Here is a 20,303-nt window from a genome sequence, read left to right as displayed (position 1 = left end):
ATGGCCCGCAATGGTCATGCTGCGCTTGATCGGCCCGGCATAGAGCGGCGTCTGATCCGGCTGATCCTCCACCGCGCCCGCCTCAGTACATGTGCTGGCCGCCGTTGATCGACAGCGTGCTGCCGGTCACGAACCCGCCTTCTTCGCTACAGAAGAATGCCACGCCACGCGCGATTTCGCTGGCCTGGCCCAGACGGCCGACCGGAATTTTCGCCACGATCTTTTCCAGCACCGGCGCGGGCACGGCGGCAACCATGTCCGTGTCGATATAACCCGGCGCGATGGCGTTGACGGTCACGCCATATTTCGCGCCTTCCTGCGCCAGCGCCTTGGTAAAGCCATGGATGCCCGATTTGGCGGCGGCATAGTTGACCTGACCATATTGACCGGCCTGTCCGTTGATCGAACCGATATTGACGATCCGGCCCCAGCCGCGTTCGCGCATGCCGCCAAAGGTCGCCTTCGCCATGTTGAAGCAGCCGCCAAGGTTGATGCGCATCACTTCATTCCAGTCGTCGAAGCTCATCTTCGCCAGAACGCCGTCGCGGGTGATGCCCGCATTGTTGACGACAATGTCGACCGGGCCAAGAGCTTCTGCGACGGCGGCGCATCCGTCGAGGCAGGCCTGATGATCGCCGACATCCCATTTGAAGGCCGCGATGTCGGTCGCGTCGGTGAACGCCTTCGCCTTTTCTTCATTGCCGGCATAGTTGGCCGCGACGGTATAGCCCAATTCCTTCAGAGCCAGGCTGATCGCCTCGCCGATGCCCCGTGTTCCGCCCGTCACGATCGCCACTTTCGACATCTGCGTTTCCTCTTCCTGTAACAAGGGGTCAGTCAATCCAACCCGAAAGCTCCCGGCCCAACAGCCTGTGGTAGAGGGTGATAGCTTCGCCCGATGCGTTTAAACAGGGCAAAAAGGCAAATTTTTCGCCACCTTGGGCCAAAAAAACCTCTTTTGCGCGCAACGCGATTTCCTCTAGGGTTTCCAGACAATCTGCTGCAAAACCGGGTGTTACGACAGCAATGTTGCGGACACCTTCGCTCACCAGTCTGGCAAGCGTCGATTCCGTTTCCGGCTCCAGCCATTTGGCGCGGCCGAAGCGGGACTGAAAACTCATATGAACGGGCAGCGACAGCGCATCGCGCAACAGGCGGACGGTCTTCATCGACTGGCAATGATAGGGGTCGCCAAGGTGCAGCGTGCGTTCGGGCATGCCGTGGAAACTGGCGAGCAGGGCGTCGGGCGTAAAGTCCAGCGCCGCCATGTGCCGATCGATCGATGCGACCAGCGCCGCGATATAGTCGGGATCGTCATGATAGGGCGGCAGGGTCCGCACCGCCGGTTGCCAGCGCATGGCGGCCATCGCCGCAAAGGCGGCGTCATTGGCGGTCGCGGTCGTCGCCGCGCTATATTGGGGATAGAGCGGCGCCAGCAGGATGCGATCGCACCCGCCCGCCTTCAGCGCCGCCAGCCGGTCCGCTATCGCAGGATTGCCGTACCGCATGGCCCAGTCGACGACGACATGCGGCATCGCCTGCTGCATCGCCTGCGCCGTGGCGCGGGTATGGACGGCCAGGGGCGATCCTTCGGGCGTCCACACCTGCTGATAGGCATGGGCCGATTTCTTTGGCCGCGTGGTCAGGATGATGCCGTGCAGGATCGGTTGCCAGACCAGTCTGGGAATCTCCACCACGCGCGGGTCGGACAGAAATTCCGCCAGATAGCGCCGGACCGACGCGGGATCTGGCGCATCCGGCGTGCCGAGGTTGATCAGCAACACGCCAATGCGGGGCGCGGGAATGGCGGGGTGATCGGCCGGTCGCATCATGTCGTTCCTACCAGTGGCAGGCTGCGCAGGCGCTGCCCTGTCCATGTGTAAAGCGCGTTGGCGATAGCCGGGGCGACCAGCGGCGCGGCAAGATCGCTGACACCCACGGGGGCGGCGGTGCTGCGCATCAGTTCGACCGTCACCTCACCAATATCCGCCAGTCGCGGCAGGTTCATGCGACCCAATATGGCGCGCGTCGGCAATCCCTTTTCATAGGGCACCGACGCGCCCATCGCATAGGCAAGGCCATAGATCAGGCCGCTTTCGATCTGTTGCCGGGCAATGTCGGGATTGACCTGATCGCCGACATCGACCGCCGCGACGATGCGATTGACGCTGAGCGCATCGTCGTTCACCGCCGCTTCCACCATGATGGCCGCATAGCCGCCGTCCATCATGTGCGCGGCGATCCCCTGCCCGCTGCCCGCGATGCCGCCCTGCCATCCGCCCATCGATGCGGCGGTCGACAGGCAATGGGCCAGACGCGGATTGCCGCCCAGCATCTGGATGCGGAAGGACATCGCCTCCATCCCCGCCAGATGCGCCAGTTCGTCGATGAAGCTTTCGGTGAAGAAAGCCCCATGCATATGCGCATTGCCCCGAACGAAGCCGAGCGGCAGCCCGACATCGGTCGGGAAATGGTCCACCGCCCAGTTGGGAATGGCGTAAGGCGGCACCATGCCCCCCACGGCGAGACGCGTCGATGCATCCGCCGCCTGCGCCGCCGCCCGATGCGGCAGGGCGCCGTCCGCGATGCGCGCCCAGACCTGCGTCATGGCGCAGGGCGCCGCGACCTTCGCCAGCCAGCCTTCGACCGCGCCGTTGCGGCCGAGCTTTGCCGCCATGCGAGCGTGGGCGGGCGCGCTGGGCCGATCCTGAATCACATCCTCCAGCCGCGACCAGAGCAGCTGCACCGGCCGCCCCATATCCCGCGACAGCAAGGCCGCCTGCACGCCCGCATCCCAGTCCATCCGGCGCCCGAAGGAGCCACCGGCATGGAGCGGATAGAGTACCACGTCGCGTTCGGACAGGCCCAGCGCATCGGCGATCGCGGCGCGGGCAAGCCCCGGCGCCTGCGTCGCCATCCAGATTTCCGCGCCGTCATCGGTCACGCGCGCCGTTGCGGACATTGGCTCCATCGCCAGATGCAGCCCGGCATCGACCTGATATTCGCTGGCAAGGATGGTCGCCCCGTCGAACACCGGCCCCAGATCGCCCTGCGCATAGAGGCGACGCCCTGCGGCGCTTTCAAACGCCTTTTCCAGTGCGTCGTCTATCCCGCCGCTGCTGACCGGATCGCCGCGCAGCATGAAGACCGGATCGGCAAGGTCCAGCGCCTTGTTCGCCGCCCACCAGTTGCTGGCCAGCGCCGCGACCCAGCGTTCCTGCCGCACCAGTTTCAGGAAGCCCGTCACCCCGGTCGGTGCCCGTTCGTCCAGCCCGGCAAGGATCGCGTCGCCGATCGGCCCCTGCCGTATGGACGCATAGACCATGTCGGGCAGGCGAATGTCGGCGGCGAAATTATGGCTGCCGTCAATTTTGGACGGAGTGTCGAGGCGCGGAAGATCCTGCCCCGACAGCCGCCCATCCTGCCCCTGTCGATAGGGCAGGATTTCGGGCAGGTCGAACGTCATCGCCTGGGCGACGGCATCGCCGATCTTCATGCGATGCGCGGCGCCATCGGTGATGATGCCTTCCGCAATGTCGCAGCTTTCCCAGGGAATGTTCCAGCGCGCCGCCGCCGCCTTGCACAGCAGCACGCGGGCGGCCGCCCCGGCATCGCGATAGGCATCGTGGAACATCGGGACCGACGTCCCTCCGCCGGTCAGCATCAGTGCGTTGCGGGTGGCATATTGCCCGATCGCCCAGTCGCCCGCGCCACCCATCAGCCGCGTCCAGTCGCTCGCCAGCCATTGCCGCGCCAGCAGCGTGTTCGCATAGAGCGGACTGACCGGCGCGCTCTGCACGGCGACGGTGCGCCAGTTGGCGCCCAGTTCGTCGGCCAGTATCTGTGGCAGGACGGTCGTGACACCCTGCCCCATTTCGGTCTGCGGCACGACCACGACGATCTGACCCGATGCATCGATTTTCAGAAAGGCGTTGACGATGGTTTCGCCCGGCCCGGCATTCAGATTGGGCTGATAGCTGCGCGGCCATACGCCCCAGGCGATCATCAATCCCGCCGCCGCGCCGCCGCCGATCAGCAGCGAACGTCGATCAATGCCTGTATCCCTGCCGGATTGCTTCCGCTTTGCCCGCGCCATGCCTGCCTGATAGTGGCGCGAAGTCGCGCTGCCTAGAGCATTTTCGAAGCGGGCGACTGCGCGCGCCGATCGGGAAAATGCAGGGAATGAAAAAGGGATGGAGCATCACCCGATTGAGGATGATCGGATCAGGCCCGACCGTTAGTCCGCGACGATCGGCGCGACGCCAAGGCGGGGGATTTCAATCGCAGGACAACGGTCCATCACGACTTTAAGGCCCGCCGCTTCCGCGCGGGAAGCAGCGGCTTCGTTGATGACGCCCAATTGCATCCAGACCGCCTTCGCCCCTGCCCTGATGGCATCGTCCACGGCTTCGCCCGCCGCCTCGCTCCGGCGGAAGATGTCGACCATGTCGATGCGAACGCCGATGTCGGACAATCGCCCCCAGACAAATTCGCCATGAACATGTTCGCCCGCGATCTGCGGATTGACCGGCAAAACGCGATAACCGTGATCCTGCAGAAATTGCATGACGCCATAGCTGGGGCGATCGGGACGGTCGGAAATGCCCACCAGCGCGATGGTACGGGTTTCGCCAAGCAGCGCGGCAATATCCTGCGGGTCGGTGAGCGGCATATCAGTCTCCTTTACCCCATCAAGATGGGAAGGACGCAGACAGGCGCAAGCCGTTCCCTTTGCGCGGCATTGGCGATAGCGTCACGCCATGTTCGATATTCGCCCCGACGACCTGACCCATCCGCAGACCCGCGCGCTGCTGGCGCTGCATCTGGCGGGGATGAAAGCGGGCAGCCCGCCCGACGCGGTGTTCGCGCTGGACCTGTCGGGATTGCAATCGCCTGACATTCAGCTGTGGACGGCATGGGAAGGCCCCGCCATTGCGGGCGTCGGGGCGTTGCGCACGCTGCCCGACCGGCAGGGCGAAATCAAATCGATGCGCACCCATCCCGACCATCTGCGCCGCGGCGTGGGGGCGGCGTTGCAGCGCCAAATAATAGCCGCCGCCCGGGCGCGCCAAAAGGCGCGGCTCAGCCTGGAAACCGGCAAGGGCGCGGCATTCGAACCGGCGCTGGCGCTGTATCGCGGGCAGGGCTTCGTCGATGGCGAAGCCTTTGCCGATTATCGCGACAATGGCTTCAGCCAGTTTCTGCACCTGACCCTGTAGGATTAGGCGGACTGTTGCAGCCAGTCGGCGACCTTCCGCCCGATGGCAAGAAAAGCGTCGGCATGGGCGCCCTCACCCGCCGCTGGCGGATCGCCCGCATCCGACCGGCGACGAATGTCGATGGCCAGCGGGATGCGGCCAAGGAAGGGCATGGCCAGATCGCCCGCCGTGCTTTCCGCGCCACCCATGCCGAAGGGATCGGACACCTCACCGCAATGGGGGCAGGCATAGCCAGCCATATTTTCCACCAGTCCGATCATCGGCACGCCCGCCTGCGCAAACAGGCTGACGGCGCGGGTCGCATCGATCAGCGCCAGATCCTGCGGCGTGGACACGATGACGGCGCCCGCGGGCTTATGCTTCTGCACCATGGTCAGCTGAATGTCGCCGGTGCCCGGCGGCATGTCCACCACCAGCAATTCGGTATCGCCCCATTCGGCATCGATCAGCTGCGTCAGCGCATTGCCCACCATCGGCCCGCGCCATGCCAGCGCCTTGCCCGGTTCCACCAGATGCGCCATCGACAGCATCGGAATGCCGATGGGACCGGTGACCGGCACCAGTTTCTTTTCGCGGGCAATGGGCTTCTGGTCTTCGCTCGCCATCAGCTTGGCCTGCGACGGGCCATAAATATCCGCATCGACAAGGCCGACCTTCAGCCCCAGCCGATGCAGCGCCACCGCCAGATTGGCCGACAGGGTCGATTTGCCCACCCCGCCCTTGCCCGACGCAACGGCCAGAATGCGCAGCGCCTTGCGCTCCGCCGTCATGGCGATGCGCACGTCCGTGACGCCCGGCACGGTCAGCCCGCCTTCCCTGATGGCGGCGGCCAGACCGTCACGCCGTTCGGGCGACAGGCCGCCGACGTCGAGGGCAAGGGTCATCACCCCATCCCTGACCCGCGGCGCGCTGGCGCGACCATCGGTAAGGGCAGTCAGACGGGCGGAGAAATCGGCAAGATCGGTCATGGCGACGCCCTGTAGGAAATATTCGCGCCCATTTGCACTGTTTTTCGGAGAGGAGCCTTCCTATAGAAGACAACATGAGAAGAATATTCGGGTGGATGCCCGCGATCGCAGCGATGGTCCAAGGCCCATGGGGCGGCAAGAATGACGGTCCGGAGGGGGATGGTCAGAAAGGCGGCGGCGATGGCGGTCCGCGCAACCCATGGACGCAGCCGGGCAAGGCGCCGAGCGGCGGCAAAGGCCCCTCCGCGATCGAGGAACTGCTGCGCCGGGGCCGCGAAAGCCTGGGCCAGGGCGGCGGCGGCAATGGCGGCGGCTTTGGCGGCCTGCCCCCCCGCGCCAGCGGCAAGGCGTTGTGGCCCATCGCCATCGGCATCGTCGTCATCCTGTGGCTGGTCGTCACCAGTTTCCACCTCGTCGCGCCGCAACAGCGCGGCGTCGTCACCTTCCTTGGCAAATATAGCCGCACGCTGACGCCGGGCGTCAGCATGACGCTGCCCGCGCCGTTCGAAGCGGTGACGATGGTGGATGTAGAGGAAATCCGCACCATCGACATCGGATCGGCCAGCGCGCAGAGCGAAAATCTGGTGCTGACGGGCGATCAAAATATCATCGACCTCGCCTATTCGGTGCGCTGGAACATCCGCAATCCCGAACTTTACCTGTTCCAGCTGTCCGACCCGGATTCGAGCGTGCGCGAAGTCGCCGAAAGCGCCATGCGATCCGTGGTGGCCAGCGTCAGCCTGGACGACGCGCTGGGCGCAGGCCGCAGCGAGATCGAACAGCAGGTCGAACTGCGCATGCAGGAAATATTGGATGGCTATAAATCCGGCATCCGCATTCAGGGCGTCGCGATCAAGCAGGCCGACCCGCCAACCGCCGTCAACGATGCGTTCAAGGCCGTGTCCGCCGCGCAGCAGACGGCCCAGACCTACCTGAACGAAGCGCGGGCAGCCGCCCAGCAGGTGACCGCGAAGGCGCAGGGCGAAGCCGCCGCCTTCGACAAGGTCTATGAACAATATAAGCTGGCGCCCGACGTGACCCGCCGCCGCATGTATTATGAAACCATGGAGGGCGTGCTGTCGAACGTCGACAAGACCATCGTGGAGGGTAATGGCGTGACGCCCTACCTGCCGTTGCCCGAACTCAAGCGCCGTGCGCAGGCCGCGCCCGACGCGACCGCCAGCACCGCCACCACCAGCACGGGAGGCCAGTGATGCCCCGCTTCATGCGTCATCCCGTCGCCCTTGCGCTCACGCTGCTGGCGCTGCTGATCCTGATCGGCAGCACCATCGCGGTCGTGCCGGAAACCAAGCAGGGCGTGATCGTGCGCTTCGGCGATCCCAAGGAGATCATCAACCGCTATCGCCCCAATGAAAGCTTTGGGCAGACCGGCGCCGGCGTCATCTGGCGCTGGCCGTTCATCGACCAGATCGTCTGGATCGACAAGCGTGTCCTGTCCGTCGAAATGGAGCGGCAGCAGGTGCTGTCCACCGATCAGCTGCGCCTTCAGGTCGACGCCTTCGCCCGTTACCGCATCGTCGATCCGCTGCGCATGTATATCGCGGCGGGCAGCGAGGAACGCGTGTCGGACGCGTTGCGCCCGATCCTGGGTTCCGCGCTGCGCAATGAACTGGGCAAGCGGCCCTTCGCCGCGCTGCTCAGCCCCGAACGCGGGCAGGTGATGCAGAATATCGAGGCGGGTCTCGACCGCGTCGCCCGCCAATATGGCGCGGAGATCGTGGACGTGCGGATCAAGCGCGCCGACCTGCCCGACGGCACGCCGCTCGACAGCGCCTTCACCCGCATGCGCACCGCGCGTGAACAGGAAGCGCTCACCATCCGGGCGCAGGGGGCCAAGCAGGCGCAGATCATCCGCGCCGAAGCCGACGCGAATGCCGCGCGCATCTATGCCGAAAGCTTCGGGAAAGACCCGTCCTTCTACGATTTCTATCGGGGGATGCAGAGCTATCGCTACACCTTCTCTCCCGACCGCCCCGGCCAGACCAATATCATCCTGTCGCCGGACAATGAATTTTTGAGGCAGTTCCAGGGACGGCGTTGATCCGTCCTGCATAATCATTACGGAACCAGCGTCATTCAATGAGGGTTAAGACAAGGCGGCGCATGTCAGGATTTCCTAATAGTCCCGCCTTCCCTTTCCCGAAGTTTTGAAGAGGACCGTCACGAGTGCGTTACGCTTATGCCATTACCGGCGCCCTGTTGCTGGGCGGCACGGCCATCGCGGTCACCACCAGCTCCAATGTCGGGGCGCAGACTGCCCAGAATGAAGGCCTGACCGCCGCCGCACCCGCGGGCGCGCCCGCCAGCCTCGCCGACATGGTCGAAAAGCTGCAACCGGCCGTCGTGAACATCTCGACCAAGCAACGGGTGAAGGTGCAGAATCCCTTCGCCGGGACGCCGTTCGGCGAGCTGTTCGGTCAGGGTCAGGGCGGCCAGCCCCAGACGCGGCAGGCGCAGTCGCTGGGTTCGGGCTTCCTGATTTCGGCGGACGGCTACATCGTCACCAATAACCATGTGGTGTCGGCCGGGGCCGAAGGCGCCAGCGTCGATTCGATCACGGTCACCATGACCGACAAGCAGGAATTCCCAGCCAAGCTGATCGGCCGCGACCCCGCGACCGACCTGGCCGTGCTGAAGATCGAATCGTCCAAGCCCCTGCCCTTCGTCAAGTTCGGCGACAGCACCAAGGCGCGCGTGGGCGATTGGGTCGTCGCGATCGGCAATCCCTTCGCCCTGTCGGGGACGGTGACGGCGGGCATCATTTCCGCCCTGCATCGCGGTACCGGCGGCAATTATGACAAGTTCATCCAGACCGACGCATCGATCAATCAGGGCAATAGCGGCGGCCCGATGTTCGACATGCGCGGCAATGTGATCGGCATCAACAGCCAGATCCTGTCGCCGTCGGGCGGCAATGTCGGCATCGGCTTTGCCATTCCATCGGAACAGGCCGCGCCGATCGTGGATACCCTGCGCAAGGGGCAGAGCGTGAAGCGCGGCTATCTGGGCGTGCAGATCAGCCCGCTGGGCGAAGATCTGGCCGACTCGCTGGGCCTCGCCAAGAATCGCGGCGAGTTCGTGCAGGGCGTGGAACCGGGCAAGGGCGCGGAAAAGGCCGGGATCAAGGCGGGCGACGTGATCGTCAGCGTGGCCGGACAGGAAGTGACCGCCGATCAGAATCTGTCCTCCATCGTCGCCAATCAGGCGATCGGCGCGCGCGTGCCGATCGTGCTGATCCGTAACGGACAACGCCAGACGGTGACCGCCATCGTGGGCGAGCGTCCGTCGGAAGACGAACTGAACAATTTCGCCCAGCCGCAGGGCGATGAAGATTTCAGCCAGCAAGACAGCAATCCCGGTCAGGCGACGCAGCAGGCACTGGGCATTTCGGCCATCCCGCTGACGCCCGGCATCATCCGGCAGCTTGGCATCGCCGCTGATACCAAGGGCGTCGTCATCACGGCCGTGGATTCGTCGACCGACGCCGGTGCGCAGGGCCTGCGTCGCGGCGACGTGATCATCAGCGCCAACAACCGCCCGGTTACGACACAGGCCGAACTGGACGCACAGGCAAAGGCCGTGGCCGGTCAGGGCCGCAACGCCATCCTGTTGCAGGTGCTGCGTCGCGGTCAGCCGGCGATTTTCCTGCCGGTGCGCCTGCGCGACAAATAAGCGGCGCTTGCCGATGGCATCCGGCTTGTTAAAGTCGGGCCAGCCTATTTAGACCCGTTCGGGCCGGACCGTCGATCGATGATCGGCGCGTCCGGGGCGAACGGGTCTTCTTTTTGCGGGGATTTTCAGATGAGCGACGGCATCTTCATCGGCCTTGGCGCACCGGACAAGGACGGGGGCATTCCCCAGAATCTGAACCTGCGCCGGGCGAACCGGCATGGGCTGATCGCGGGCGCGACGGGCACCGGCAAGACGGTGACGTTGCAGGGCATTGCCGAAAGCTTTTCCGCGCGCGGCGTGCCGGTGTTTCTGGCCGATGTGAAGGGCGACCTTGCGGGCATAGCGATGGCCGGTTCGTCCACCGCCAAAAATGCCGACAAGCTGGTATCGCGCGCGGCCGAAATCGGGATTAGCGATTATGCCTATGCCGACAATCCGGCGATCTTCTGGGATCTTTATGGGCAGCAGGGTCATCCCATCCGCACCACCGTCAGCGAAATGGGGCCGTTGCTGCTCGCCCGGCTGATGGGCCTTAACGAAACGCAGGAAGGCGTGTTGTCCATCGCGTTCAAATATGCCGACGAGGAAGGGATGCTGCTGCTCGACCTTGGCGATTTGCAGGCGATGCTGGCCTATTGCGCCGACAATGCCGACACGCTGTCGGCCCGTTATGGCAATGTGACCAAGGCCAGCGTCGGCGCGATCCAGCGGCAGTTGCTCCAGCTGGAAAGCCAGGGCGGCGATCATTTCTTCGGCGAACCCGCGCTGGACATCCACGACATGTTGCAGGTGGACGATCGGGGTCGCGGCTATGTGAATGTGCTGGCCGCCGACAAGCTGATGCAGTCGCCCAAACTGTATGCGACGTTCCTGCTGTGGCTGTTGTCCGAACTGTTCGAAACGCTGCCCGAAGTGGGCGACCCGGACAAGCCCAGGCTGGTCTTCTTCTTTGACGAGGCGCATCTGCTGTTCGACGATGCGCCAAAGGCGCTGACCGACAAGATCGAGCAGGTCGTGCGCCTGATCCGGTCGAAGGGCGTGGGCGTCTACTTCGTGACGCAGAACCCCATCGACATTCCCGAAGACGTGGCGGGACAGCTGGGCAATCGGGTGCAGCATGCGCTGCGCGCCTTTACCCCGCGCGATCAGCGCGCGATCAAGGCGGCGGCGGAGACGTTCCGCATCAATCCCGACCTGAATGTGGAAACCGCGATCACCGAACTGAAAGTCGGCGAAGCGCTGGTGTCGCTGTTGCAGGAAGACGGGTCGCCCGGCATCGTCCAGCGCACGCTGATCGCCCCGCCCCGATCGCGGCTCGGCCCGGTGGAGGCCAAGGAGCGGGCGATCATCCAGTCCATCTCTCCCTGCGCGGGAAAATATGACACCTCCGTCAATCGGGAGTCGGCCGAAGAAATACTCGCCGCCCGTGGCGAAGCGGCCGCTGCCGCCGCGCAGGCCGCCAAAGCCAAGGCGGAGGCCGACAAGGCCGCCGCCGCGCAGGCCAAGGTCGAGGCGAAACAGCGCGAGGCGGAACTGAAGGAACAGGCCCGGCGCGATGCCGCGGAGGCGCGGGAAGCGGCCAAGCCCAGCGCATTCGACAAGGCGATCCAGTCCGCCACCCGCGCCGCCGGTTCATCGGTCGGGCGACAGGTTGCCAACGAACTGGGCCGGGCGGTGTTCGGCGGCGCCAGGCGCAAATCATCGTCTGGCGGCATCGCCGGGCAACTGGTGCGCGGCATATTGGGCAGCCTGTTCAAATAGGCTATGACGACGCGACAACAGGGAGTGCGCGACAATGAAAGTGACAGCGAAATGGACAATCGCAGCGACCATGCTGCTGGCCATGCCTCTGCACGCTCAGGTCATCATCGCGCCGCGCCATGTCGTGGGCGCGGCGATCGTCAGCGACATCGTCACCAATCGTCAGGCCCAGCGCGACGCGCGGCAGACGCCCTATGCGACGCCCGGATACGGGTCCATCGCGACGGCTGACGCGGCACGGGACGCCTGTTCGGAAAAGGCGCTGTATCAGGCGGGCGCCGCATCGAAACTGGTGGGTCGGCCCGCGCCAGCACCATGTCCACCGGCTGGGAAGTGGAAGGGATCGTGACTTCGGCTGACGGCGATACCCCGTTCGTCTGCTCGGTACGCAACGGGTCGGTCAGCGGCGTGCTGCTGCGCAAATAACTGTCTCAATCCCTGTATCGCAACGCATCGACCAGCAGGGCGATTGCGGACGTCGGCCGGGATGATGGAGGTGACGTTCCGAAACGGGCGGCGCCATTTAGAGCATCATGCGGAAAAGCGGGAACCGGTTTTCCGCTTAAAAGGATGCGACAACAAATACCTAGAGCGCGCGACCGGCGTCCCGTTCAACGCAGCGCGCTGTAGTCGATATCCGCATCAGCCGCCCCGCCGCCATCGCCGCGCACTGGCCCGCCGCGGCGTTCACATATCGGTCATCGGCCTTGGTTGCATAGGCATGAGGTCAGGCTATGCCCACAAGCTGGACGGGCAGGACGGCATCGGGCATTCAATCCACGCCCCCCCCGGTGCCGTTCCTTATAAATGGCGTGATAAATCTTGTAGGCGACGGGCGCGCGCAGTGGTTGCCACCACGCCCCAAGCGCCGCTAAAGCGCTTGGCATGACGGCACCTTCCACGCCGGGCGCGACACCGCCCCGCCACCCTTTGCATTTCGCCAATTTCCGGGCCTATCTGGTCGGGCGGCTGTGCGCCGTGCTGGCCCAATATAGCATGATGATCGTGCTAGCGTGGCAGGCCTATAATATTGCGCGCGAAACGATGACGACATCGGCGGCGGCGGCGCAGCTGGGGCTGATCGGGCTGGCGCAGTTTCTGCCGCTGTTTTTCCTGACCCCCGTCACCGGATGGGTCGCCGACCATTATGACCGGCGCGTCATCACCCGGCTGACCCTGTCGCTGCTGACGACAGCGTCCGCGCTGCTGGCCTTTGCCACTTATGAAGGCTGGGTCAGCCTGCCCCTGATATTCGGCATCGCCATCATCGTGGGGATTGCGCGCGCGTTCAATGGCCCGGCCTATGGCGCGCTGGCGCCCAATCTGGTGCCCGCCGCCGTCCTGCCCAACGCCATCGCCATTTCCAGCGTCGCATGGCAGACCGGCATGATCGCGGGACCGGCGCTGGGCGGCTATGCCTATGCCGCCACGCCATGGGGCGCCTATGCGCTGGCCGCCGCGCTCTACGCCGTGGCGCTGACCGGCATGATGCTGATCGGCAAGGTGCCCCAGCCACCGCGCGACACCAGCCGCCACCCGATCCGCCAGATGATCGACGGTTTCACCTATGTGAAGGGCAACCGGCTGGTCCTGGCGACGATCACGCTGGACCTGTTCGCCGTGCTGCTGGCCGGGGCGACGGCGCTGCTGCCGGTCTATGCCCGCGACATATTGCATGTGGGGTCGGCGGGCCTTGGCCATCTGGCCGCGGCGCCCGGCATCGGCGCGGCCATCATGGCGCTGTGGTTTTCCTTCCGCCCGATGAAGACGGAAGTCGGCCTGAAGATGCTGGGCGCGGTCATCCTGTTCGGGATCGCCACCATTGCCTTTGGCTGCACCGCATTCCTGCCGCGCGACATCGCCGTGGAGGCGGGCGTCGCAGCGCTGGTGGTGCTGGGCGGCGCGGACATGGTGTCGGTGTTCGTGCGCCAGTCGCTGGTCCAGCTGCACACGCCCGATGCGATGCGCGGGCGCGTGTCCAGCCTGTCGCAGCTGACCATTTCGGCGTCCAACGAACTGGGCGAGGCGGAATCCGGCTTCCTTGCGGCACTGGTCGGCCCGGTTGCCGCCGTTATCGGTGGCGGCGTCGGCGCGATCATCATAACCATCCTTTGGGCGCGCCTGTTTCCCGAATTGCGCCTTGCACGTAGCTTCGATCCACCCGACATCGGGCGAGCGGAAAATAGCCAGGAGAAGCCATCATGAAAGCTGCCACGATACTCGATACCATCGGCAATACGCCGCATGTCCGCATCAACCGGCTGTTCGGGGAAGCGGAAGTATGGATCAAGTCGGAACGGTCGAACCCCGGCGGGTCGATCAAGGATCGCATCGCACTGGCCATGATAGAGGCGGCGGAGGCTTCTGGCGAGCTTCAGCCGGGCGGCACGATCATCGAACCGACGTCGGGCAATACGGGCGTCGGCCTTGCCATGGTGGCGGCGGTCAAGGGCTATAAGCTGATCCTCGTCATGCCCGAAAGCATGTCGATCGAACGGCGGCGGCTGATGCTGGCCTATGGCGCCAGTTTCGACCTGACCCCGCGCGAAAAGGGCATGAAGGGCGCGATCGAGCGTGCGCTGGAACTGGTGTCGCAGACACCGGGCAGCTGGATGCCGCAGCAGTTCGAAAACCCCACCAACATCGATGTGCATGTCCGCACCACGGCGCAGGAAATCCTGGCCGATTTCGCCGACACGCCGATCGACGCGCTGGTGACCGGCGTGGGCACGGGCGGCCACATCACCGGCGTTGCCGAAGTGCTGAAAAAGGCGTGGCCCGCGCTGAAAGTCTATGCCGTGGAGCCGACCCTGTCGCCGGTGATCAGCGGCGGCCAGCCCGGCCCGCATCCCATTCAGGGCATCGGCGCGGGCTTCATCCCGGCGAACCTGCATACCCAGTTGCTGGATGGCGTCATTCAGGTCGATCCGGCCGAAGCGAAGGATTATGCCCGCCGCGCCGCGACTCAGGAAGGGCTGCTGGTGGGCATATCGTCGGGCGGGACGCTGGCGGCCATTGCACAGAAGCTGAAGGATCTGCCCGCGGGCAGCCGCATTCTGGGCTTCAACTACGACACGGGCGAACGTTATCTGTCGGTGCCCGATTTCCTGCCGGAATAAGGGCGGACCACGCAACGCCGTTCGTCACGGGCCGCAACCGGGGCGAACGGCGCTGGAACCAGCATGCACGTAAAATCGATCAATCCCGTCACCCTGCTGTCCTGGATCGTCTGGGCCTTGCTGTTCGTCGGCCTGCCCATGGCGGTGGCGGGGTGGGAAAGCCGTCGACAGGCCGACACCCCCGATCGCATGGCGGCCGTCGATGCGGTACGCAACCGAAAGCCGTCCACGCCGCCCCCCGCGGTCGATCCGGTCAGGGTCTATGCGCTGGAGCGGGATCAGGCGGTCGCGTTCAATCAGGCCGTGCCCTTCTCCCGCGATCCCAACCCGGCGGCGCGTCCCTTCCTCTTTTCCGGCACGGAAACGGATCTGGCCCGCGCGATCGACTGTCTGGCCGCCGCCGAAATCTACGAAGCGGGCGACGATGCCGTGGGTGAACAGGCCGTCGCGCAGGTGGTGCTCAATCGCGTACGCCACCCCGCCTTCCCCAAATCGGTATGCGGCGTGGTGTTTCAGGGGCAGGAACGACAGACCGGGTGCCAGTTCACCTTCAGCTGCGACGGCGCGCTGGCCCGCATGCCCGGCCCGGCGGCATGGGCGCGGGCGCAGGACATCGCGCGCGGCGCACTGGCGGGCAAGGTCTATGCCCCGGTCGGACATGCCACCCATTATCATACCGACTGGGTCGTCCCCTATTGGAGCGCCAGCCTGGACAAGATCACGGCCGTGGGCACCCACCTCTTCTTCCGCTGGCGCGGCTGGTGGGGAACGCCCGCGGCCTTTCGCAGGAGCGTCGATCCGGGCGAGCCGCTGATCGCGAAGATCGCCCGCTTCTCGATCGCCCATCGCGACGCGGGATTGCCGTTGCCCGGCGCCATCACCCCCGTTGGCGACAGCGCCGAAGCGATCGCGGCGCAGGCGCGGCAGGCGATCGGCCTGGACCAGATCGGCAAGACGGTGGCGGGCGTGCGACTGATCGCGCTGGCCGACATCCGCAGCTTCATCGTCGAACTGCCCAAGGGCAGCAAGGCCGACAGCTGGCCCGAAAGCGCACGGACATTCTGCGCCGGACGGCCGCAATGTCGGATCATGGGCTGGATCGCGGCGGATGCGCCCAAGGAATTGCCGCTGACGCTCGCCAATCTGGCCGCGATGCGCTTTTCCTATATGCATGATGTTCAGAGCGGGTTGCAGCGCGCGCTGTGGAACTGCGCCATCACCCCCCGCGCCGCGAAGAATGAATGCATGCGTCAGCGCGTGCCCGTGGTCGTGCCCGCCGATACCGGGACCAATATAGGGGCCGATACGGGGCTGGCCGGTGTGCGGCGGAAGGATCGGTTCGAAACGGTGAAGATCGTGCCGCCCGTTGCGCCGATGACGCCCGTCGCGCCAGCCAGCGCCAACCCGTGACCGATCAGGCGTCGCCCCGTATGTCGCCCCGTATGTCGCTCTGTATCAGCCGCGGCAGACGGGCGAAGCGGGCGACCAGTTCCGACTGACGGCGGCAATCGGTCTTCGAATAGATCGCCTTCATCTGTGTGCGCACGGTCGCCAGCGACACGCCGCGTTCGTCCGATACATCCTCCAGCGCCTTGCCCTCGCACAGGGCGGCGACGATGTCCGCTTCTGCACGGGTGAGGCCGTGGAGCGAACGCAGGCGGCTGGCGAGGCTGGCGTCATGGACGCCCGGATCGGTAGCGATCAGAACGATCTGCCGTTCGCTGCCCGTCCAGATGGCCGATACCGACAGCATATAGGGCAGGCCGCGTTCACGCTGCACGAACAGCGCCCCCGCCTGCGTCGCTTCGCGCGCGGCGGCGGCGCGCAAGGCGGTCTGCAGGGCCGCGTCGCATTGCGCATCACGCGCCCGCACCTGCCCATGGCGCAGCAGCAGCGCGTCCTGCCGCTGTAGCATCGTTTCTGCCTGCGCATTGCCGTTAATCAGCCGACCGGCCGCGTTCAGCGTGAAAATCGCATGTTCGACCAGATCCAGCGTCGCTTCCAGCGAACGGCCATGATGCGTGGCCCGGTCCAGCTGACGTCGAATATCGAACATGCGGCCGATATGGTTCAGGCAATCCTGTATCGTCGCGCGTTCGCGTTCGTCGAAGCGTTTCTGCGCACGGCCGCGATGCAGGCCGATATGCCCGGTCGTCCCTTTGTGCCGGATGATGCCGCCCAGACACCGAAATGTGTCGTCACCCATCGGCCTGATCCATTCGTTGAAGATCCGGCTGTTTTCATAGGTGCGGTCGGGGACCATGACTTCGCAATCCCACATGCGATTGGCGACCTGTCCCTCCATCGCCGCGCCCCAGATGTCGTCATGGACAAATTCCTGCCCGTAAAGCGCCATCTGTTCGGGCGAGAAATAACCGGAATAGCTGATTTCGGCGACCTGCGCCGACCCCTGCCCCCAATGGAGCACGGCCGACCGTGCGCCCACCGCGCTTGCCAGACGCGATGCCAGTTGATCGAAGGCCGCGTCATCGGTCGCGGCGTCATAAATATCCTCGGCGCGGATCACAGCCATTCCCCCGGTGCGTTACGCACCTTACCCCATTGGTCCGACATATCACCTAAACAGGGTTAAGGCACGGTATAAATGGTTTAACCCATGACAAGCCGACTGGCGGATTTGCCTTGTAGAACCGTCATGTTACATAGTTACACGGAAAATGACGGGGCTGATGATGGTGACGAGGCGGGCGTTTCTGGGCAATGGTGGTGCATTGGGACTGGCGCTGGCGGGCGCCAGCGGCGTGGCGGCACAGACCGCAGGAGGACAGGCCGCGCGGGGACAGGGCTGGCCGCAGCAGGCGCCCTTCCATTTCGATGGAGACATGCGAGATTTCGCGGCGGCGCAGGCGGCGTTGATGCCGCTCTATCAGGTCAATCGCGATTTCGCGACATTCGACGCGGCCTATTATGGCGCGATGACGCGGCCGGTGCAGGCGGCCTATGAAGCGCAGTCGCACTGGGTGAACCAGAACCATGCCCTGTTCCTGCGCAACGCAGCCCCCGGCCACCCGCGCGACGTGGAGCTGGACCGGTCGCGCGCGGCGGTGGCGAACATGCTGGGCGCATCGGCCGAGGAAATCGCGCTGGCGGGCGGCGGGACCGAGGCGCTATATGCGCTGATCGCCCATTATGCGCTGCTGCAACCGGGTGACGCGGTGATCTATGCCGACGTCGACTATGACGAGATGCAGTTCGCCTGCGACTATCTGGAAAAGAGCAGGGGCGCGCGGATCGTTCGCTTTGCGCTGCCCGAACCGCATACGGAAGCCAATATCCTGGCCGCCTATGAGAAGGTGCTGAAGGATACGCCGCGCACGAAGCTGCTGCTGCTGACCCATTTGTCGAACCGCAACGGACTGGTGCCGCCGGTCAAGGCCATCGTCGATATGGCGCGGGCGCGCGGGGTGGACACCATCCTCGACAGCGCGCAGGCGGTCGGCCATATTCCCTTCACCGTGGACGACACGGGCGCCGACTTCATCGGTTTTTCCCTGCATAAATGGCTGGCCGCGCCGTTGGGCACGGGCGGCGTCTATATCCGCAAGAACCGGTTGCAGGACATATCGCCATGGCTGGGCAATCGCATTCATGGGGCGGACGATATTCGTGCGCGCATACCGACCGGAACGGTGGATTTCGCCGCCCGGCTGACCGTACCCCATGCCATCGCCGTACATGACGCCATCGGCGGGGACGCCAAATATCGCCATCTGCTGCGGCTGCGCGATTATTGGGTGGATCGGGTGCGCGACATCAAGGGGCTGGAAATAGTGTTGCCCGACGAACCGGGCCGCTATGGCGCAGTGACCGGCTTTCGCCTGCCCGGCATGACGGGGCCGGACGGCGCGAAAAAGGCCGCCGCGCTGTTTCTGGACAAATATAGGCTGCTGGTGGTGGCAAAGGCGGGGCTGGCGTCCGGCCCGGTATTGCGCGTGACCCCTGCCCTGTTCAACAGCAGCGCAGAACTCGACCGGCTGGTCGCTGCCATCCGGGCCGAACGCGGCTTGTTTGCCTGACCCCCTTCACAAAAGGGGCGTCAGCTTCTATATCGGCGTCAATCCGGTTGGTCCTTTTCAAGGATCGGCCGTCCCCCTCACCGTTCGGGGACCAGCATCGAATAGCGCGCGAAGCTGGCGGAATTGGACGGATTTTGGCGGGTCATCAGGTGCTGACAGTGCGGATCGGACAGTCCCGGCCCGCACTTTTTTGCGTGGAATGAAGGGTGCGAATCGCCCGACTTTCCATCGCGCTTTGACTGAATTTCCGCCGGGATGCGGAAAAACACGATGAACCGACACAGGCAGGAACCGCATGGCGACCAAGGCTCTCCCCCCCATCAGCAACACCGGCGCTAAGAAGCGCATCCGCAAGGTGTTCGGCGACATCCACGAAGTGGTGCAGATGCCGAACCTGATCGAGGTTCAGAGGGAGAGTTACGAACAGTTCCTGCGTTCCGACCCGTCGATCGGCTATGTTTCGGGCCTGGAAAAGACGCTGCGCAGCGTTTTTCCGATCCGCGATTTCGCCGGCACGGCCGAAATGGACTTCGTCCATTACGAACTGGAAGACCCCAAATACGACGTGGAAGAATGCCGTCAGCGCGGCATCACCTATGCGGCGCCGATGCGCGTCACGCTGCGCCTGATCGTGTTCGAAGTCGATGCCGACACCGAAACCCGTTCGGTTTTGGACATCAAGGAACAGGATGTCTACATGGGCGACATGCCGCTCATGACGCAGAACGGCACCTTCATCGTCAATGGCACCGAACGCGTCATCGTGTCGCAGATGCACCGTTCGCCGGGCGTCCTGTTCGACCATGACCGTGGCAAAACCCACTCGTCGGGCAAATATCTGTTCGCCGCGCGCGTCATCCCATATCGTGGTTCGTGGCTGGACTTCGAATTCGACGCCAAGGACATCGTCAACGTCCGCATCGACCGCAAGCGCAAGCTGCCGGTCACCGCGCTGCTCTATGCGCTGGGCTTGAATGGCGAGGAAATCCTCGGCCAGTTCTACAATAAGGTTACTTTCCTGCGCGGCGAAGGCGGCTGGCAGATCCCCTACACCGCCGAAGCATGGCGCGGCCAGAAGCCGGCTTTCGACATCGTCGACGCCGCGTCGGGCGAAGTCGTGTTCGCCGCCGGTCACAAGATCAGCCCCCGTGCCGCCAACAAGGCGGAAAAGGATGGCCTGGCCACCCTGCTGATCCCGACCGAAGAAGTCTATGGCCGCTACAGCGCCTATGACCTGATCAATGAAAGCACCGGTGAAATCTACATCGAGGCTGGCGACGAAGTGTCGCCTGAAAACCTCGAAAAGCTGGACAAGGCGGGCATCGACCGTCTGGAACTGCTGGACATCGACCATGTCAGCACCGGCCCCTGGATTCGTAACACGTTAAAGGCCGACAAGGCCGAAGACCGCGATCAGGCCCTGTCCGACATCTATCGCGTCATGCGCCCCGGCGAACCGCCGACGAAGGAAACCGCCGAAGCGCTGTTCGCCGGTCTGTTCTTCGA

At 64.7% G+C, this 20,303-nt stretch carries 16 protein-coding genes and 1 pseudogene; 11 read left to right on the top strand and 6 right to left on the bottom strand.

Features of this window, described 5'->3' with window-relative positions; genetic code table 11:
• Nucleotides 1–82: 82 nt before the first annotated feature.
• The 4 genes from phbB to ACOJSJ_RS15080 all read right to left on the bottom strand — a co-directional run bounded on the left by phbB (nucleotide 83) and on the right by ACOJSJ_RS15080 (nucleotide 4,672).
• Nucleotides 83–805 carry an acetoacetyl-CoA reductase gene (gene phbB / locus ACOJSJ_RS15095; protein WP_420145794.1) on the bottom strand — a complete coding sequence of 241 codons (723 nt, stop codon included), beginning with the start codon at nucleotides 803–805 and terminating at the stop codon, nucleotides 83–85.
• Nucleotides 806–833: 28 nt separating this feature from the next.
• A complete protein-coding gene (hemH, locus tag ACOJSJ_RS15090) occupies nucleotides 834–1,832 on the bottom strand; it encodes a ferrochelatase (RefSeq protein WP_420145793.1) in 999 nt (332 codons plus the stop codon).
• Nucleotides 1,829–4,096 (bottom strand): molybdopterin cofactor-binding domain-containing protein, encoded by a 2,268-nt coding sequence (locus ACOJSJ_RS15085; RefSeq protein ID WP_420145792.1) that lies wholly within the window; start codon nucleotides 4,094–4,096, stop codon nucleotides 1,829–1,831. The genes hemH and ACOJSJ_RS15085 overlap by 4 nt, the downstream gene beginning before the upstream one ends.
• Before the next feature lie 141 nt (nucleotides 4,097–4,237).
• Nucleotides 4,238–4,672 carry a CoA-binding protein gene (locus ACOJSJ_RS15080; protein ID WP_420145791.1) on the bottom strand — a complete coding sequence of 145 codons (435 nt, stop codon included), beginning with the start codon at nucleotides 4,670–4,672 and terminating at the stop codon, nucleotides 4,238–4,240.
• A gap of 88 nt (nucleotides 4,673–4,760) precedes the next feature.
• Here ACOJSJ_RS15080 and ACOJSJ_RS15075 point away from each other — a divergent pair, with 88 nt between their 5' ends.
• Nucleotides 4,761–5,219, top strand: a complete 459-nt coding sequence (locus tag ACOJSJ_RS15075) for a GNAT family N-acetyltransferase (protein ID WP_420145790.1) — start codon at nucleotides 4,761–4,763, stop codon at nucleotides 5,217–5,219.
• Nucleotides 5,220–5,221: 2 nt separating this feature from the next.
• On the opposite strand, the gene ACOJSJ_RS15070 is transcribed toward ACOJSJ_RS15075, so the two are convergent.
• Complete coding sequence (locus tag ACOJSJ_RS15070) at nucleotides 5,222–5,989, bottom strand: Mrp/NBP35 family ATP-binding protein (protein WP_420145796.1); 768 nt, start codon at nucleotides 5,987–5,989, stop codon at nucleotides 5,222–5,224.
• A gap of 293 nt (nucleotides 5,990–6,282) precedes the next feature.
• Here ACOJSJ_RS15070 and hflK point away from each other — a divergent pair, with 293 nt between their 5' ends.
• The 8 genes from hflK to ACOJSJ_RS15030 all read left to right on the top strand — a co-directional run bounded on the left by hflK (nucleotide 6,283) and on the right by ACOJSJ_RS15030 (nucleotide 16,170).
• Complete coding sequence (gene hflK, locus ACOJSJ_RS15065; RefSeq protein ID WP_420145789.1) at nucleotides 6,283–7,401, top strand: FtsH protease activity modulator HflK; 1,119 nt, start codon at nucleotides 6,283–6,285, stop codon at nucleotides 7,399–7,401.
• Entirely contained in the window at nucleotides 7,401–8,249 is an 849-nt protein-coding gene (gene hflC / locus ACOJSJ_RS15060; RefSeq protein WP_420145788.1) for a protease modulator HflC, read from the top strand. The genes hflK and hflC overlap by 1 nt, the downstream gene beginning before the upstream one ends.
• 125 nt (nucleotides 8,250–8,374) lie before the next feature.
• Nucleotides 8,375–9,880: a Do family serine endopeptidase gene (locus ACOJSJ_RS15055; RefSeq protein ID WP_420145787.1), complete on the top strand. Its 1,506-nt coding sequence runs from the start codon at nucleotides 8,375–8,377 to the stop codon at nucleotides 9,878–9,880.
• Between the two features lie 129 nt (nucleotides 9,881–10,009).
• Nucleotides 10,010–11,641: a helicase HerA-like domain-containing protein gene (locus ACOJSJ_RS15050; RefSeq protein ID WP_420145786.1), complete on the top strand. Its 1,632-nt coding sequence runs from the start codon at nucleotides 10,010–10,012 to the stop codon at nucleotides 11,639–11,641.
• A gap of 34 nt (nucleotides 11,642–11,675) precedes the next feature.
• Nucleotides 11,676–11,990, top strand: coding sequence for a hypothetical protein (locus tag ACOJSJ_RS15045; protein ID WP_420145785.1), 315 nt, complete (start codon nucleotides 11,676–11,678; stop codon nucleotides 11,988–11,990).
• Nucleotides 11,991–12,526: 536 nt separating this feature from the next.
• Nucleotides 12,527–13,846: an MFS transporter gene (locus ACOJSJ_RS15040; protein WP_420145784.1), complete on the top strand. Its 1,320-nt coding sequence runs from the start codon at nucleotides 12,527–12,529 to the stop codon at nucleotides 13,844–13,846.
• Nucleotides 13,843–14,760 (top strand): cysteine synthase A, encoded by a 918-nt coding sequence (gene cysK / locus ACOJSJ_RS15035; RefSeq protein WP_420145783.1) that lies wholly within the window; start codon nucleotides 13,843–13,845, stop codon nucleotides 14,758–14,760. Before ACOJSJ_RS15040 ends, cysK begins: the two co-directional genes overlap by 4 nt.
• A 63-nt stretch (nucleotides 14,761–14,823) precedes the next feature.
• Nucleotides 14,824–16,170 (top strand): cell wall hydrolase, encoded by a 1,347-nt coding sequence (locus tag ACOJSJ_RS15030; RefSeq protein ID WP_420145782.1) that lies wholly within the window; start codon nucleotides 14,824–14,826, stop codon nucleotides 16,168–16,170.
• A 4-nt stretch (nucleotides 16,171–16,174) separates the two neighbouring features.
• On the opposite strand, the gene ACOJSJ_RS15025 is transcribed toward ACOJSJ_RS15030, so the two are convergent.
• Nucleotides 16,175–17,293 carry a helix-turn-helix transcriptional regulator gene (locus ACOJSJ_RS15025; RefSeq protein ID WP_420145781.1) on the bottom strand — a complete coding sequence of 373 codons (1,119 nt, stop codon included), beginning with the start codon at nucleotides 17,291–17,293 and terminating at the stop codon, nucleotides 16,175–16,177.
• A 160-nt stretch (nucleotides 17,294–17,453) separates the two neighbouring features.
• Between ACOJSJ_RS15025 and ACOJSJ_RS15020 the strand changes: the two genes are divergently transcribed.
• Together ACOJSJ_RS15020 and ACOJSJ_RS15015 are read left to right on the top strand one after the other, a co-directional pair.
• Nucleotides 17,454–18,797, top strand: a complete 1,344-nt coding sequence (locus ACOJSJ_RS15020; protein WP_420145795.1) for an aminotransferase class V-fold PLP-dependent enzyme — start codon at nucleotides 17,454–17,456, stop codon at nucleotides 18,795–18,797.
• Between the two features lie 295 nt (nucleotides 18,798–19,092).
• Nucleotides 19,093–20,303: pseudogene (locus tag ACOJSJ_RS15015) on the top strand (DNA-directed RNA polymerase subunit beta); the annotation flags it as partial.

It is taken from the genome of Sphingobium sp. (genome assembly GCF_048594625.1).
In the GTDB taxonomy this organism is placed as follows: Bacteria; Pseudomonadota; Alphaproteobacteria; order Sphingomonadales; family Sphingomonadaceae; genus Sphingobium.
The sequence above is the reverse complement of the archived record's forward strand: the minus strand, read 5'-3'. Positions and strand labels throughout refer to the sequence as shown.